The organism is Microbacterium sp. NPDC089320 (genome assembly GCF_040684875.1).
Lineage (GTDB): Bacteria > Actinomycetota > Actinomycetes > Actinomycetales > Microbacteriaceae > Microbacterium.
Genome location: NZ_JBFBGY010000003.1, coordinates 73,730 through 88,251, shown reverse-complemented (window position 1 = coordinate 88,251; position 14,522 = coordinate 73,730). Strand labels below are relative to the sequence as shown.

16 protein-coding genes are annotated in these 14,522 nt (G+C 68.1%); 7 read left to right on the top strand and 9 right to left on the bottom strand.

Going from position 1 to position 14,522, the window contains the following annotated elements; all coding sequences use genetic code 11:
* Nucleotides 1-35 precede the first annotated feature (35 nt).
* Both AB0N61_RS09035 and AB0N61_RS09030 read right to left on the bottom strand, forming a co-directional pair.
* On the bottom strand, nt 36-530 hold the full coding sequence (locus AB0N61_RS09035; RefSeq protein WP_363363316.1) for a hypothetical protein: 495 nt from the start codon (nt 528-530) through the stop codon (nt 36-38).
* A complete protein-coding gene (locus AB0N61_RS09030) occupies nt 527-1,789 on the bottom strand; it encodes a crosslink repair DNA glycosylase YcaQ family protein (protein ID WP_363363314.1) in 1,263 nt (420 codons plus the stop codon). Before AB0N61_RS09030 ends, AB0N61_RS09035 begins: the two co-directional genes overlap by 4 nt.
* A gap of 79 nt (nt 1,790-1,868) precedes the next feature.
* On the opposite strand from AB0N61_RS09030, the gene AB0N61_RS09025 reads away from it, so the two are divergent.
* Both AB0N61_RS09025 and ilvA read left to right on the top strand, forming a co-directional pair.
* The gene (locus tag AB0N61_RS09025) at nt 1,869-3,065 is read left to right on the top strand and encodes an AI-2E family transporter (protein WP_363363312.1); all 1,197 of its coding nucleotides are present in this window, start codon (nt 1,869-1,871) and stop codon (nt 3,063-3,065) included.
* Nucleotides 3,062-4,291 carry a threonine ammonia-lyase gene (ilvA, locus tag AB0N61_RS09020; RefSeq protein ID WP_363363311.1) on the top strand — a complete coding sequence of 410 codons (1,230 nt, stop codon included), beginning with the start codon at nt 3,062-3,064 and terminating at the stop codon, nt 4,289-4,291. Before AB0N61_RS09025 ends, ilvA begins: the two co-directional genes overlap by 4 nt.
* 82 nt (nt 4,292-4,373) lie before the next feature.
* Here ilvA and greA read toward each other — a convergent pair whose 3' ends face one another.
* Together greA and AB0N61_RS09010 are read right to left on the bottom strand one after the other, a co-directional pair.
* On the bottom strand, nt 4,374-4,862 hold the full coding sequence (greA, locus tag AB0N61_RS09015; protein WP_167946493.1) for a transcription elongation factor GreA: 489 nt from the start codon (nt 4,860-4,862) through the stop codon (nt 4,374-4,376).
* Nucleotides 4,863-4,958: 96 nt separating this feature from the next.
* Nucleotides 4,959-5,345: a DUF4307 domain-containing protein gene (locus AB0N61_RS09010; protein ID WP_167946495.1), complete on the bottom strand. Its 387-nt coding sequence runs from the start codon at nt 5,343-5,345 to the stop codon at nt 4,959-4,961.
* Nucleotides 5,346-5,414: 69 nt separating this feature from the next.
* On the opposite strand from AB0N61_RS09010, the gene AB0N61_RS09005 reads away from it, so the two are divergent.
* Nucleotides 5,415-5,699, top strand: coding sequence for a hypothetical protein (locus tag AB0N61_RS09005; protein ID WP_167946497.1), 285 nt, complete (start codon nt 5,415-5,417; stop codon nt 5,697-5,699).
* Nucleotides 5,700-5,714: 15 nt separating this feature from the next.
* On the opposite strand, the gene AB0N61_RS09000 is transcribed toward AB0N61_RS09005, so the two are convergent.
* Entirely contained in the window at nt 5,715-6,443 is a 729-nt protein-coding gene (locus AB0N61_RS09000) for a hemolysin III family protein (protein WP_363363309.1), read from the bottom strand.
* Between the two features lie 96 nt (nt 6,444-6,539).
* On the opposite strand from AB0N61_RS09000, the gene AB0N61_RS08995 reads away from it, so the two are divergent.
* The 4 genes from AB0N61_RS08995 to AB0N61_RS08980 all read left to right on the top strand — a co-directional run bounded on the left by AB0N61_RS08995 (nt 6,540) and on the right by AB0N61_RS08980 (nt 11,469).
* Entirely contained in the window at nt 6,540-7,319 is a 780-nt protein-coding gene (locus AB0N61_RS08995) for an isoprenyl transferase (RefSeq protein WP_363364223.1), read from the top strand.
* A gap of 293 nt (nt 7,320-7,612) precedes the next feature.
* Nucleotides 7,613-8,887 (top strand): PhoH family protein, encoded by a 1,275-nt coding sequence (locus AB0N61_RS08990; protein WP_363364221.1) that lies wholly within the window; start codon nt 7,613-7,615, stop codon nt 8,885-8,887.
* A 144-nt stretch (nt 8,888-9,031) separates the two neighbouring features.
* Nucleotides 9,032-11,263 carry a carbon starvation CstA family protein gene (locus AB0N61_RS08985; protein WP_363363306.1) on the top strand — a complete coding sequence of 744 codons (2,232 nt, stop codon included), beginning with the start codon at nt 9,032-9,034 and terminating at the stop codon, nt 11,261-11,263.
* On the top strand, nt 11,263-11,469 hold the full coding sequence (locus AB0N61_RS08980) for a YbdD/YjiX family protein (protein WP_363363304.1): 207 nt from the start codon (nt 11,263-11,265) through the stop codon (nt 11,467-11,469). Before AB0N61_RS08985 ends, AB0N61_RS08980 begins: the two co-directional genes overlap by 1 nt.
* Before the next feature lie 69 nt (nt 11,470-11,538).
* On the opposite strand, the gene AB0N61_RS08975 is transcribed toward AB0N61_RS08980, so the two are convergent.
* From AB0N61_RS08975 to AB0N61_RS08960, 4 genes are read right to left on the bottom strand one after another with little or no spacing between them, the layout of a single operon-like run.
* Entirely contained in the window at nt 11,539-12,954 is a 1,416-nt protein-coding gene (locus AB0N61_RS08975) for a class II fumarate hydratase (RefSeq protein ID WP_167946507.1), read from the bottom strand.
* Nucleotides 12,951-13,640, bottom strand: a complete 690-nt coding sequence (locus AB0N61_RS08970; protein WP_167946509.1) for a carbonic anhydrase — start codon at nt 13,638-13,640, stop codon at nt 12,951-12,953. Before AB0N61_RS08970 ends, AB0N61_RS08975 begins: the two co-directional genes overlap by 4 nt.
* A 5-nt stretch (nt 13,641-13,645) precedes the next feature.
* Nucleotides 13,646-14,284, bottom strand: a complete 639-nt coding sequence (locus tag AB0N61_RS08965; RefSeq protein WP_363363302.1) for a DUF4245 family protein — start codon at nt 14,282-14,284, stop codon at nt 13,646-13,648.
* A complete protein-coding gene (locus AB0N61_RS08960; protein WP_363363300.1) occupies nt 14,281-14,520 on the bottom strand; it encodes an exodeoxyribonuclease VII small subunit in 240 nt (79 codons plus the stop codon). The genes AB0N61_RS08965 and AB0N61_RS08960 overlap by 4 nt, the downstream gene beginning before the upstream one ends.
* Nucleotides 14,521-14,522 lie beyond the last annotated feature (2 nt).

Here is a 14,522-nt window from a genome sequence, read left to right as displayed (position 1 = left end):
GCCGTGGGGGAGCCGATCGCCGGCCCGAGCGCCGCTCACCAGATGTCGAGCTCGACCTCGCTCCCATCGACGGTCACGTCGCCGCGAAGCGTCCAGGAGACGGTGCGATAGGTCTCGGTCCGCGGAGCCCCGTCCTGCCCGGTGCCGGAGACCGTCGCGACGAGGATGCCGTCGTCGGCGACGAATCCGCCGTCCGCCAACACGAGCACGGGCAGTCGCTCGATACGGAAGCGGACCTCGTCGACCGCGGCGAACTCCGTGCCCCACGGGATCCTGATCCCGCATCTATCGGGCACCGCGTCACCGTCGACGTCCTGCGAGGTGCAGTCCTCGAGGTGGTCGTCCAGTTCCCTCTGCGCGACCGCCTGCACATCGGTGTCGGGAGTCGGTGCACTGCTCGTCGTCGTCGTCGTCGTCGGACCGGCTTCGGGAGAGACGTCGCTCGACGACTGCCACAGCCAGAGCGCCGCTCCCGCGATCACGAGAGCGGCAGCGGCGCCGCCGATCGCCCATGCGAGGCGGCGGTTCACGACGGCACCTCCCTCGCGTGAACATGGCGACGCACCGACACGTCGGGGCGAGCCGAGAGCGCGGCGTGAAGCGCCTCAGCGGCTGTGCCCCATCGCGAGACCGAGAGATGCTCGAGGCCCTGCCATTCCGTCGCGAGCGCCAGCTCTGCGGCGATCCGCTCGGCGTCGGCGTCTGGCCTGGCCTGAGGCTCCCACCAGGCCGATTGCACCTGCAGCGTGGACGCTGCGCGGTCGGCCTTCAGATCGACGCGAGCCACGACCCGGTCGCCGACGAGCACGGGCAGTGAGTAATAGCCGTATCGCCTCTTGTCGGCGGGGACGTAGATCTCGATCCGGTAGTCGAGCTCGAAGGCACGCAGCGCCCTGTCGCGGAACCAGACGACAGGATCGAAGGGCGTCAACAGCGCGGCCGCGTCGATCCGACGTGGGAGCACGGCATCCCGATGTCGCCAGCTCGGGAGCGGGCGGCCGCCGCGATCCCAGCCCCGCACGGACACCGGGAGCAGCTCACCCGCGTCGACCAGATCGGCGATCGACTGCGAGACGGCCGCGCGATCGCGGATGCGGTGGTAATCGGCGAGATCCGACTGCGTCGCGACTCCCGACGATCGCGCGGCTCGACGCGTGAGCTCGCGGATCGCATCGTCTCGCGACACGTGGCGCGACAGGATGGCGTCGGGGATCACCTGCTCGGCCAGGGCGTAGCTGCGCTCGAAGCCCTTCCGGCCGCTGATCGCGACATCGCCGGTGCGCCACAGGTGCTCGAGCGCGAGTTTGACGTCATCCCAGTCCCACCAGGTTCCTCGTTCGCGGGGCGCGTCGTCTCGGAGATCCGCGGGTCGCAGCGGGCCCCGTGCGCGGAGCTCGTCCTGCACCCAGCGCAGCGTCCGGGTGTTCGTGCTCATCCAGGAATCAGGCGCCGCCCATCTGGCGCGGAAGTCCTCCATCCGGAATCGCCAGAGCGGCCAGTCCTCCAGCGGGATGAACGTCGCCTCGTGAGCCATGTACTCGACGTAGTGCGTGGTGCGGGAGTGGAAGACGCGTTCGAACAGTGCCGGATCGTAGGCGCCCAGGCGCGAGAACAGCGGCATGTAGTGCGATCTCGCGAAGACGTTGACCGAGTCGATCTGCAGGACGCCCAGCCGATCCATGACCCGGTGGATGTGCCGGGCGGACACCGACGCGGGGCGCGCACGGGAGAACCCCTGTGCGGCCAGCGCGATGCGACGCGCCTGGGCGGGGCTGAGGGTCTCGGTCACCACGTCAGGGTATCGCCGAGCGCCGACATCCACGCCTCGCGCGTCAGGACGGGCTGCGCCTGCGCCGTAGACTTGGGCGATGAGCGAAGAGCAGCGTCCACGGCTGAGAGATCTCTTCCGTCCGCGCCCGGTGTCGCCGGATCGCACGGTGACCACCGAGGCCGACGAAGCCGTCCCCCGAGGACTGCGTGTCACGGCGGCGTATTCCTGGCGCATCCTGCTGATCGCCGCGGTTGTCGCCGGATTCATCTGGCTCGTGATCGAGTTGAAGCTGCTCGTGATTCCGCTCATGGTCGGCATCCTCATCACGGCCCTGCTGTGGCCGGCATTCCAATGGATGCTGCGACACAGGTTCCCGCGATGGCTGGCAGTGGCGCTCTCGATCATCGGCACGCTCGCGATCGTCTCCCTGCTCATGTGGCTGGTCATCTGGCAGGTCCGCGCCCAGCTGCCCGATGTGCAGGAGCGCAGTTCTCAGGCGATCGAGGAGTTCCGGCAGTTCCTGCTCCACGGGCCGCTGCACCTGAGCGAGACGCAGATCCAGGGCTATATCGATCAGGGTCTCGGAATCATCAACGAGCAGACGCAGACGCTCCTCAACGGGGCCCTCGCGGTCGGCACGACCGCTGCGCATGTGGTCACCGGAGCGGTGCTCTCACTGTTCATCCTGATCTGCCTGCTCGCCGACGGTCGGGGAATCTGGCGCTGGACGCTGCGTCTGTTCCCGCGCGCAGCACGTCCGGCCGCCGACGCGGCCGCCAGCAACGGCTTCGCCACGATCGTCAACTACGCGCGCACGCAGCTGCTGGTGGCGGCCATCGACGCGGTCGGCATCGGCGTCGGCGCCGCGCTGCTCGGTGTGCCGCTGGCGATCCCGGTCGCCGTGCTGGTCTTCCTCGGCTCGTTCATCCCGATCGTCGGTGCGGTCGTGACCGGCGCGATCGCGGTTCTGCTCGCCCTGGTCTACAACGGGCCGTGGATCGCGCTCGCGATGCTGGCCGTCGTGCTCGGTGTGCAGCAGCTCGAGGGCCACATCCTGCAGCCCATCCTGATGGGCTCCGCGGTGAAGGTGCATCCGCTCGCCGTCGTGCTCGTCGTCGCCGGCGGCTCGATGGTCGGCGGCATCCCCGGAGCCCTGTTCGCGGTGCCTCTGGCGGCGTTCGTCAACGTCGCGGCGGTCACCGTCAGCACGGGCTCGTGGAGAACGGGCGACGTGCCGAACGCAGACCTGATCTGGAGCACAGTTCCGCGCGAGCGGAGACGGAGGAATCGATGAGCGCAGTCCCCAGCCTGGACGAGTTCGAGAAGGCAGCTCAGAGTCTGGCTGAGGTGATCACGCGAACGCCGACACTGCCCTCGCGCGCCCTCTCTGATGAGCTGGGCGTCCCCGTGGTGCTGAAGATGGAGAACCTGCAGCGCACGGGATCCTTCAAGATCAGGGGATCCGCCTATCGGCTCTCGCAGCTCAGCGCCGAAGAGCGCGCGCGCGGCGTGGTCGCGGCGTCCGCCGGAAACCACGCGCAGGGCGTCGCCCTCGCCGCTCAGACCCTCGGAATCCCGGCCACGATCTTCGTGCCGATCGGAATCCCGGTGCCCAAGCTGCTGGCCACGAGGAGCTACGGCGCCGAGGTGGTGCTCGAGGGGGAGACCGTCGCGACCTCGCTGCGGTTGGCCGAGGAGTTCGCCGAGCGCACGGGAGCGGTGATCATCCATCCGTTCGACCATCGCGATGTCGTCATCGGACAGGGCACACTCGGACTCGAGCTGCTCGAGGACGCTCCCGACGTCGACACCATCGTGCTGGGAATCGGCGGGGGAGGCCTCATCGCCGGGGTCGCGGCCGCGGCGAAGGCCAAGGCGGCGGAGCTGGGCAGGTCGGTCCGCATCATCGGCGTCCAGGCCGAGAACGCCGCGGCGATGCTCCCGTCGCTCGAAGCCGGACACCCGGTCGACATCGAGACCAAGCCGACGATCGCAGACGGCATCCTGGTCGCACGCCCCGGTGCCGTCCCGTTCGAGATCATCAAGGATCTCGTCGACGAGGTGGTCACCGTGACGGACGACGACCTCGCGCGCGCCATCCTCGTGCTGCTCGAGCAGTCCAAGGTGATCGCAGAGCCCGCGGGTGCCGTGGGCGTCGCCGCGATCCTCGCGGGCAAGGTGAAGCCCGGCGGCAAGACCATGGCCGTGGTCTCCGGCGGCAACATCGACCCGCTGCTGCTGCAGCGCGTCGTCTCGCACGGTCTGGCGGCGTCCGGCCGCTACCTCACCATCCGCATCCCGCTGCCCGATCGCCCGGGTCAACTGGCTCGCGTGTCCGAGCTGATCGCCGAGGCCGGGGCCAACGTGATCGAAGCCATGCACACACGTCACGGGCATGGGCTGCAGATCAGCGAGGTCTTCCTCGAGCTGAGCGTCGAGACGCGGGGCGCTGAGCATTCCGAGCACACCCTCGACACCCTCCGCCGAGCCGGCTTCCAGCCGATGATCGTTCCGGACTGACCCGGGGAGCACGCACGAAGGCCCCGTCCATGCGGACGGGGCCTTCGTGCTGCGGCGGGAGCGCGCAGGGGACGGTTGCGGGTCAGCCGGTGTACGTCTCGACGTTCACGATCTCGACCGAGATCGCCCGGCCGTTCGGAGCCTCGTACGAGGACTTCTCCCCGACCTTGAGCCCGAGGATCGCCTGCCCGAGCGGGCTGGCCTCGCTGTAGACGTCGAGGTCGCTGCCCACGGCGATCTCACGGCTGCCGAGGAGGAAGACCTCTTCGCCGCCGGCGACCACCGCGGTCACCACCGTGCCGGGTTCCACGATGCCGCGGCTCGCGGGCGCCTCGCCGACCTTCGCGGTCTTGAGGAGGTTCTCGAGAGTGCGGATCCGCGCCTCCTGCTTGCCCTGCTCGTCCTTGGCGGCGTGGTATCCGCCGTTCTCCTTGAGGTCGCCCTCTTCGCGAGCCGCTTCGATGCGCTTGGCGATCTCATCACGACCGGTGGTGGAGAGGTGCTCGAGCTCGGCGACGAGCCGGTCATACGCTTCCTGCGTGAGGAAGGGAACCTGAGCGTCAGTAGACATGACGAAGCTCCTTCGTTAGTAACCCGGCGACGTTCCGCGGGGGATATGCCAAGACGCCCCGGCACGGTGCCAGGGCGTCATCTGTCTGGCTCGAGTCTAGGCGACCCAGCAGCTGTTCACCAAACCTGTCGTCGCGTCGGAGACGGTCGGAACCGTCGCCGAGACCGCCTGCGAATGGGTGTCTCCGGCGGGGATCTCGACGACCTTCCAGCCGACGACTCCGAACTCCTCGTCCAGCGCCTCGACGATGCAGGCCACGTCCTTGCCCTGCACGCCGGTGACCTGGAAGCGCACCGTGACGCTGTGCTCATCGACCAGATCGAAGCCGAGATCGTCGGAGTCGACCGCATTCATCTGCTCCGTGACGATCATCCAGCCGAATGCGCCGACGAGAAGTGCGGCGATGGCGATGATGACGATCCACGGTCCGCGTCGGGTGCGGGTGCGGCCATAGCGGTCGTCGAGCTGTTGTGCGGTCGTCACGGGGTGGGTCTTCCGGTCGTTAGGCTGGTAACTCCAGGTTATGCGACCTGCGCAGGAAAGGCAGACTCCATGCTCGCTCTGACCGAGACCCCGATGCCGACGCCCTCGATGACGGTGGCACCGGAGCTGGTCACGCCCGGATTCGTCGGCTTCGCCGCCGTCGTGATCATCCTGATCGCAGTGATCCTGCTGATCCTCGACATGAACCGTCGGATCCGTCGCGTCCGCTACCGCGAGGAGGTCCGGGAGGAGCTCGACGCCGAAGAGGCCGCGCGTGCGGCGGACGAGGCGACCGAGACGGATGCCGACCTTCCGATCGTCCGCGAGGGCGACGACGATCCCGACAAGCGCTGACCGAGGGTTCGGCGGTCAGGCCCCGAGCGACGGGGACAGCGGCGCGAGCGCGATGAGCAGACACGCGACCCAGTGGCACAGGAACGCGAGCACCGTGCACACGTGGAAGATCTCGTGGAACCCGAAATGGCCGGGCCACGGGTTCGGCTTCTTGAGCGCGTAGACGACCGCCCCGGCCGTGTACAGCAGCCCGCCGACGATCACCAGCACCATCATCGTGGCGTTCGCGACGAACAGGTCGGCGAGATACATCACGGCGGCCCAGCCCAGGAGCAGGTAGAGCGCGACGTAGAGCCACCGCGGAGCGTTGATCCAGAACACCCGGAAGAGGATGCCGAGCAGCGCGCCGCTCCACACGAACACGAGCAGCAGCGCGCCCTTCTGCGGCGGCAGCGCGAGCACGGCGAGGGGCGTGTACGTGCCGGCGATCAGCAGCAGGATGTTCGCGTGGTCGATCCGCTTGAGGATCACCTTGACCTTCGGGCTCCAGTCGATCCGGTGATAGAGAGCGGAGTTGCCGAAGAGGAGCAGGGAGGTGGCCATGAACACGGCGGCGGCCCACTTGGCGGCGCCTCCCTGGGCGACGGCGATGAGCACCACCCCGGCGACGATCGCGACGGGGAACGTGGCCGCGTGGATCCATCCGCGCCACGTCGGCTTGATCTCCACGGCGGCGTCGTGCGCCGCCTCCTCCAGGAGGGGCAGCTGGGGGACGTCAGGTACCGAGGAGTCGGGAGTGCTCACGTCCTCACTCTATGCGGGCGCCCATGCAGGTGAGGGTACATATCCTGAGCGTCGACCTGGGTCTGCCGACCGCCGACACGATAGCGTAGGGAGGTGATGACACGCGATGGTCAGGGGCGGGGGCCGCTGTACCGCCTCTACACCAGCCGGCTGCGCCGCCATCTCGATCCGGCCTCGGTGCCCCATCACGTCGCCATGATGATCGACGGCAACCGGCGGTGGGCCAGGCAGCTCGGTTACGAGACGCCGGCGGAGGGCCACCGGGCGGGTGCCGCGAAGATGCGCGAGTTCCTCGGCTGGTGCGATGAACTCGGCGTCCGGGTCGTGTCGCTGTATCTCCTGTCGAGCGACAACCTGCGCAAGCGCGACTCCGCCGAGCTCGCGGACCTGATCGAGATCATCGCAGAGCTCGCCGAGGCGTTGTCGCGCGAGGGCAACTGGCGTGTGAAGCACGTCGGCCGCTCGGACATCCTCCCCGCAGAGCTCGCGAAGGTGCTCCAGGATGCACAGGAGCGCACGCGCGACCACACCGGTCTGCACGTCAACCTCGCGGTCGGCTATGGCGGACGCAATGAGATCGTCGATGCGGTGCGCAGCATCGTGACGGCGCATCAGGCGTCTGGCGGCACGATCGAGGACCTCGCCGCACACCTCACGCCCGAGATGATCGGTGAGCACCTCTACACCGGCGGCCAGCCGGATCCCGACCTCGTGATCCGCACCAGCGGAGAGCAGCGACTGAGCGACTTCCTGCTCTGGCAGAGCGCCCACAGCGAGTTCTACTTCGTGGAGGCGCTCGGACCCGACCTGCGTCAGGTCGACTTCCTCCGCGCGATCCGAGACTTCGCCGACCGCGACCGGCGCTTCGGCCGCTGACGAGATCTCCCGTTCACGAAGACGTAACGAAATGCTGGCGTGTCGAATCGCGCGGATGTCGGCGGCTGGCCGTACGTTCTAGGCATCGGGCAAGGCGCCCGTCGGGTCGGCCTCAGGATGACGACTCGTGACCCCCTGGTCGACTCGTTCGAACAAACCGGGATTCCCCGGGTCGGGAGTGGGTCGTGACCTCACGTACAGCGCAGCAGTCCACCAGCACCGCGCAGCAGTCCACCCGTAAGACGACGACGCGAGCGGGTTCGGACGGTCCTGATCAGGATCTCCGGACCTATGTGCTCGACACGTCGGTCCTGCTGAGCGATCCGCAGGCGTTCTTCCGGTTCGCCGAGCACTCGGTCGTCCTCCCGGTGGTGGTCATCACCGAACTCGAAGGCAAGCGGCACGACCCCGAGATCGGATACTTCGCCCGTCAGGCGCTGCGTCACCTCGACGACCTGCGCGTCGAGCACGGACGCCTGGACTTCCCGGTGGAGGTCGGCGAGGGCGGCACGCTCCGCGTCGAGCTGGCCAACACGGACTCCTCGGTGCTCCCGGCGGGGATCCGGCTGAGCGACAACGACACCCGCATCCTCTCGGTCGCCATGAACCTCGCGCAGGACGGCCAGGACGTCACCATCGTCTCGAAGGACCTGCCGATGCGGGTCAAGGCGGCCTCGCTCGGTCTTCGCGCCGAGGAATACCTCGCCGAGCAGGCCGTCGACTCGGGGTGGACCGGCATCACCACGCTCGACCTCTCGGGTGACGAGATCAGCGACCTGTACGAGAGCGAGGTGGGCATCAGCGAAGAGGCACGCGGCCTGCCGGTGAACACGGGGCTCATCATCCACTCCGAGCGCGGCTCCGCGCTCGGCAGGGTCACGGGAGACGGCGAGTACAAGCTCGTGCGCGGCGACCGGGACATCTTCGGCATGCACGGCCGGTCCGCCGAACAGCGGATCGCGATCGACCTGCTCACCGACCCCGACGTGGGCATCGTCTCGCTCGGCGGCCGGGCGGGCACCGGAAAGTCCGCTCTCGCGCTGTGCGCCGGTCTCGAGGCGGTTCTCGAACGTCAGCAGCAGAAGAAGATCATCGTCTTCCGTCCGCTGTTCGCCGTCGGCGGTCAGGAGCTCGGCTACCTGCCCGGCGACCAGGGCGAGAAGATGGGTCCGTGGGGACAGGCGGTGTTCGACACTCTCGGGTCGGTCGTCTCGGGCAATGTCATGGAGGAGGTCGTCGAACGGGGCATCCTCGAGGTGCTCCCGCTCACGCACATCCGCGGTCGGTCTCTGCACGACGCCTTCGTGATCGTCGACGAGGCGCAGTCGCTCGAGCGCAACGTGCTGCTCACGGTCCTCAGCCGCATGGGGCAGAACTCCCGGGTCATCCTGACGCACGACGTCGGCCAGCGCGACAACCTCCGCGTCGGCCGCCACGACGGCATCGCCAGCGTGATCGAGACGCTCAAGGGGCACGACCTGTTCGCGCACGTGACGCTGATGCGCTCCGAGCGCTCGGCGATCGCCGCCCTGGTGACAGAGCTCCTCGAGGGAGGCGAGCTCAGCTGATCTGACCGGTCTGACAGCGGATGCCGTGGATTCACGGCATCCGCTGTCGCATGTTCCGGGATGCGCGTCGGCGATTCGCTTTCGGTCGGCGTCGCCGTCGGATTACGCTCGTGGCACTGAACGCAGACGATGGAGTGATGCGCCATGAGTGACACAACGAAGACTGTCGAAGACCACTCGCTTCCCCCGGTGGCGGTCGATGAGAAGCCGCGGTGGACACCGCTGAAGATCGTGCTCTGGGTGGCGATCGCCCTGCTGGGCGGCATCGCGTGGACGATGCTCGCCATCGTCAGGGGAGAGACGGTGAACGCGATCTGGTTCGTGTTCGCGGCCGTGTGCACCTACCTGGTGTTCTACCGCTTCTACTCGAAGTTCATCGAGCGGAACCTCGTCAAGCCGAACGACCGGCGAGCGACTCCCGCCGAGTACAAGGCCGACGGCAAGGACTACGTCGCGACCGACCGCCGAGTGCTGTTCGGTCACCACTTCGCCGCGATCGCCGGCGCCGGACCCCTCGTGGGACCCGTGCTCGCCGCGCAGATGGGATATCTGCCGGGGACCATCTGGATCATCGTCGGCGTCGTGCTGGCGGGAGCCGTGCAGGACTACCTCGTGATGTTCTTCTCGATGCGCCGGGGCGGGCGGTCGCTCGGCCAGATGGCCCGCGACGAGCTCGGTCGGTTCGGGGGCACGGCGGCCATCATCGCCACGCTCCTCATCATGATCATCATCACGGCGATCCTCGCCCTCGTGGTCGTGAACGCCCTCGGCGAGAGTCCCTGGGGCGTGTTCTCCGTCGCGATGACGATCCCGATCGCCCTGTTCATGGGTGCGTACCTCCGATGGATCCGCCCCGGCAAGATCACCGAGGTGTCGCTGATCGGCTTCGTGCTGCTCATGGCGGCGATCATCGGCGGCGGGATGGTCGCCGAGACCGACTGGGGCCAGGCGATCTTCACCCTCGACCGGACGACGATCGCATGGGGCATCATCATCTACGGCTTCATCGCCGCGGTGCTGCCGGTGTGGATGCTGCTCGCTCCGCGCGACTATCTCTCGACCTTCATGAAGATCGGCGTGATCGTGGCACTCGCCGTCGCCATCCTCTTCGTGCGACCCGAGATCACCGTCCCGGCCTTCAGCGAGTTCGCCGCGGGCGAGACAGGGCCGGTCTGGGCCGGATCCCTCTTCCCCTTCCTCTTCGTGACGATCGCCTGCGGCGCGCTGAGCGGTTTCCATGCGCTCATCGCGTCGGGCACCACGCCGAAGATGATCGAGAAGGAGAAGCAGACTCGTTTCATCGGCTACGGCGGCATGCTCATGGAGTCGTTCGTGGCCATCATGGCGCTCGTCGCCGCGATCTCGATCGACCGCGGACTGTACTTCGCGATGAACTCCTCGCCGGCCGCGACCCTCGGTACCGTCGAGGGGGCGGTGCAGTTCGTCAACAGCCTCGGTCTCACCGGGGTGAATCTCACGCCGGAGATGCTCACGAGCACGGCCGAGGCGGTGGGAGAGGAGTCGATCGTCTCCCGCACTGGCGGCGCTCCGACTCTGGCCCTGGGCCTCGCGCACATCATGCAGCAGTGGATCGGCGGCACCGGGATGATGGCGTTCTGGTACCACTTCGCGATCATGTTCGAGGCGCTGTTCATCCTGACCGCCGTGGACGCGGGCACCCGTGTCGCTCGCTTCATGCTGCAGGACTCGGTGGGCAACGTCATCCCGCGCTTCAAGGACACATCGTGGAGGGTCGGTGCATGGATCTGCACGGCGGTGATGGTCGCGGGCTGGGGTGCCGTGCTCATCATGGGGGTCACCGACCCGCTCGGCGGCATCAACACCCTGTTCCCGCTGTTCGGCATCGCCAATCAGCTGCTGGCGGCCATCGCGCTCGCCGTGGTGCTCACCATCGTCGCCCGTCGCCGCACCTTCACGGTCCTCTGGGTGGTCGCGCTGCCGTTGGCCTTCGTCACGGTCGTGACCGTGACGGCGTCGCTGCAGAAGATCTTCTCGACCGTGCCGCAGGTCGGCTACTTCGCCAACCACATCGCCTTCCGCGACGCGCTCGCGGCGGGGGAGACCTCGTTCGGCACGGCGACCAGTGTCGCAGCGATGGAGGCGGTCGTGCGCAACACGATGATCCAGGGAATCCTGTCGGTGACCTTCCTGGTGCTGTCGGTGATCGTCATCACGATCTCGATCGTCAAGGTCGTTCAGGCCCTGCGCCCCGGGCCCGTCATCGATCACGAGGACCCCGAGGTTCCGTCGCGTCGTTTCGCTCCCGCAGGGCTCATCGCCTCACCGGAGGAGCGTGCCGTCGAGAAGGAGTGGAACGCGCTGCCCGCGTCCGCTCAGCCGACGAGGGGGCACTGATGACGGTCGCCGTCGCCGACGCGGCGCGCCGCGTCTGGCATGCCGTCGCCTGGTACATGAACGGGGTGACGGGGCAGTCGCGGTATGAGGCCTACGTGGAGCACGAGCGAGAGCGCCATCCCGACCGCGAGCCGCTGCGCGAACGGGAGTTCTGGCGGGCGCACTACGCCCAGCAGGATGCCGATCCGGGAGCCCGCTGCTGCTGAGCGAGCCGGATACGACGGATGCCGCAGGGAACGAGCCCCTGCGGCATCCGCTGTATCAGCGTCGGAGGATCAACCCGGGTGGGTCATCGACAGCAGGTCGAGCTTCTCGTCGAGCTGCTCGAGCGTCAGGTCTCCGCGTTCGACATAACCGAGGTCGATCACGGCGTCGCGCACCGTGATGCCCTTCGCGACCGAGTGCTTGGCGATCTTCGCCGCGGCCTCGTAGCCGATGAGCTTGTTGAGCGGGGTGACGATCGACGGGCTCATGCCCGCGAAGGCCGCCGCACGGTCGAGGTTCGCCTGCAGTCCGTCGACGGTCTTGTCGGCGAGCACGCGAGACGCATTCGCCAGCAGTCGGATGGACTCGAGGACCGCGGTGCCCATCACCGGGATCGCGACGTTGAGCTCGAACGAGCCGGAGGCGCCGGCCCAGGCGACCGTCGCGTCGTTGCCGATCACTCGTGCGCACACCATGAGCACGGCCTCGGGGACGACGGGGTTGACTTTTCCGGGCATGATCGACGATCCCGGCTGGAGGTCGGGGATGTGCAGTTCACCGAGTCCGGTGTTCGGGCCCGAGCCCATCCAGCGCAGGTCGTTGTTGATCTTGGTCAGCGAGACGGCGATCGTGCGCAGGGCTCCTGACGCCTCGACGAGACCGTCGCGGTTGGCCTGAGCCTCGAAGTGGTCCTTCGCCTCGGTGATCGGCAGCTCGGTCTCTGCCGCGAGCAGCTCGATGACCTTCTGCGGGAATCCGAGGGGGGTGTTGATACCCGTGCCGGTGGCGGTACCGCCGAGCGGCACCTCCGCGACGCGGGGGAGCGCCGACTGCACGCGCTCGATGCCGAGGCGCATCTGGCGTGCGTAGCCGCCGAACTCCTGGCCCAGCGTGACGGGCGTCGCGTCCATGAGGTGCGTCCGACCCGATTTCACCGCGTCCTTCCAGAGCTCGGCCTTCGCCTCGAAGGCGACGGCGAGGTGGTCGAGCGCGGGGATGAGGGTGTCGATGAGCGCCTGCGTGACGGCGATGTGCACGGAGGTCGGGAACACGTCGTTCGACGACTGCGAGGCGTTCACGTGGTCGTTGGGGTGCACGTCGGCGCCGAGGATGCGCGTCGCAAGGGTCGCGAGCACCTCGTTCATGTTCATGTTCGACGACGTGCCGGAACCCGTCTGGTAGGTGTCGACGGGGAACTCGCCGTCGTGGATGCCCGAAGCGACCTGGTCGGCGGCCTGAGCGATCGCGTCGGCGATCGCGCCGTCCAGGGTTCCCAGCTCCTTGTTCGCGAGCGCGGCGGCCTTCTTGATGCGTGCGAGAGCGGCGATCTGCGTCGACTCGAGGCCCTTGCCCGAGATCGGGAAGTTCTCGACGGCGCGCTGAGTCTGCGCGCCGTAGAGCGCGTTCACGGGAACCCGCACCTCGCCCATCGTGTCGTGCTCGATGCGGTAGCCCTGCGCGTCCGCGCCGCTGTGCTGGTCGGTCATTCCGAACCCTCCTTGGTTGCGGGGCTGTGCCCCTCGGTGTCGTTTCCGTCTGTGTCGAGTCCGACCGTGATGACGGGAATCGCGGTTCCCTCGGCCAGACGGTAGTTGGCGCCGACGATGCCCAGGCGGCCCTCGGCGACGGCGTTGGAGATCACCTCGGACGACTGCAGCAGGTCGCTGACCGTGTTGCGCAGGTGCTCCTGGCCGACGAGGTCGGCGTCGATCTCGTCGACGGTCGTGCCGCCGTTCTCGACGAGCACCTTGCGGGCAGCGGGCACGATCGGCGCGATGAGCTTCCAGATGTGCGGCGGGAGCGGCTCGGCATCGATGGCGGTCCCGTCGATGGCGGCGCGCACGGCGCCACAGGAGTCGTGGGCGAGCACGACGATGAGCGGGACGTTCAGCACGGCCACCGCGTACTCGAGGCTCGCGACGATCGACTCGCCGATCACCTGACCGGCATTGCGGACGACGAAGAGGTCACCGAGCCCGAGATCGAAGATGATCTCTGCGGCGAGCCGGGAGTCGGAGCATCCGAAGAGGGTGGCGACAGGATGCTGCGCCTCGGCCAGGTGCTTGCGTCGAGCGACGTCCTGATTCGGGTGCCGAGGGGCGTCATCGACGAATCGGCGGTTGCCCTCCTGCATCTGCTTCCAGGCGGCGGCGGGCGTGAGCGTGTCTGTCATGAGGGCTACTCCGAGAGGTCGCGGATCTGGGGAACGAGGGACTCGGCGAGCTCGGCGGTGGAGTCGGCGGTGCGTGAGCCGTAGAGCAGCACGTAGTCATCTCCCGCCTGGGTGCCGATCGCATAGGTGACGTTCTGCTTGGCGCCCGCATCGCCGAGGTCGTAGACGTCCCACTCGAGCCCGCCGATCGATGTCGTGTCGGTCGGCGCGGTGCCGTTGAGGCGCTGTGGGGCCCAGGACGCCTCTGCGTCGAACGCCTGCGCCAGCTTGATGAATCCGCGCTCATCCTCGGCCGACGGAGCCAGGGTGATGTCCCAGACCGTCGTCGCGCCACTGGTGAGCTCGGCCGTGTTCACTCGCCAGAAGTCGGCGAGGTCGGGCACGATCACCGGGCGATCCATGGTGGACTCGACGTCAGCGGCGACGCCGACCACATCGATCTTCTGTGCTGTCGCCGGTTCGCCGCGGGGAACCGCCAGCACGATCACCGTGACGATGGCCAGTGTGACGATCAGAGCGGCGACCAGGCTGCGCACCGTCTGGCTCGAGCGGTAGGCCTTGCTCGACGCGGCCTTGCGCGCGGCCGTCTCTTCGGGGGTCTCCGGGCGTCCGAGTTCGGCGACGATCGGGGCGGGCTTGCTCATGAGTCGTCTCCATCGGCAGCGCCGGCCGAGGTCGCGCGGGCAGCCTCGAGGCGACGCTTGGCGCCCAGCAGCCATTCCTCGCAGCGGGCGGCCAGAGCCTCGCCGCGCTCCCACAGGGCGAGCGACTGCTCGAGAGTCGGAGCGCCCTGTTCGAGCTCCGAGACGACCCTCACAAGTTCATCGCGAGCGGCCTCGAATGACAGCGTGTCCACAGGGGTGTCGTTCGGCGCACTCACCC

Excerpts from the sequence above, each read along its gene's own strand:
- AB0N61_RS09025 (WP_363363312.1), top strand. The coding sequence starts at position 1,869 with ATGAGCGAAGAGCAGCGTCCACGGCTGAGAGATCTCTTCCGTCCGCGC.
- ilvA (WP_363363311.1), top strand. The coding sequence starts at position 3,062 with ATGAGCGCAGTCCCCAGCCTGGACGAGTTCGAGAAGGCAGCTCAGAGT.
- greA (WP_167946493.1), bottom strand. The coding sequence starts at position 4,862 with ATGTCTACTGACGCTCAGGTTCCCTTCCTCACGCAGGAAGCGTATGAC.
- AB0N61_RS09005 (WP_167946497.1), top strand. The coding sequence starts at position 5,415 with ATGCTCGCTCTGACCGAGACCCCGATGCCGACGCCCTCGATGACGGTG.
- AB0N61_RS08995 (WP_363364223.1), top strand. The coding sequence starts at position 6,540 with ATGACACGCGATGGTCAGGGGCGGGGGCCGCTGTACCGCCTCTACACC.
- AB0N61_RS08985 (WP_363363306.1), top strand. The coding sequence starts at position 9,032 with ATGAGTGACACAACGAAGACTGTCGAAGACCACTCGCTTCCCCCGGTG.
- AB0N61_RS08980 (WP_363363304.1), top strand. The coding sequence starts at position 11,263 with ATGACGGTCGCCGTCGCCGACGCGGCGCGCCGCGTCTGGCATGCCGTC.
- AB0N61_RS08975 (WP_167946507.1), bottom strand. The coding sequence starts at position 12,954 with ATGACCGACCAGCACAGCGGCGCGGACGCGCAGGGCTACCGCATCGAG.
- AB0N61_RS08970 (WP_167946509.1), bottom strand. The coding sequence starts at position 13,640 with ATGACAGACACGCTCACGCCCGCCGCCGCCTGGAAGCAGATGCAGGAG.
- AB0N61_RS08965 (WP_363363302.1), bottom strand. The coding sequence starts at position 14,284 with ATGAGCAAGCCCGCCCCGATCGTCGCCGAACTCGGACGCCCGGAGACC.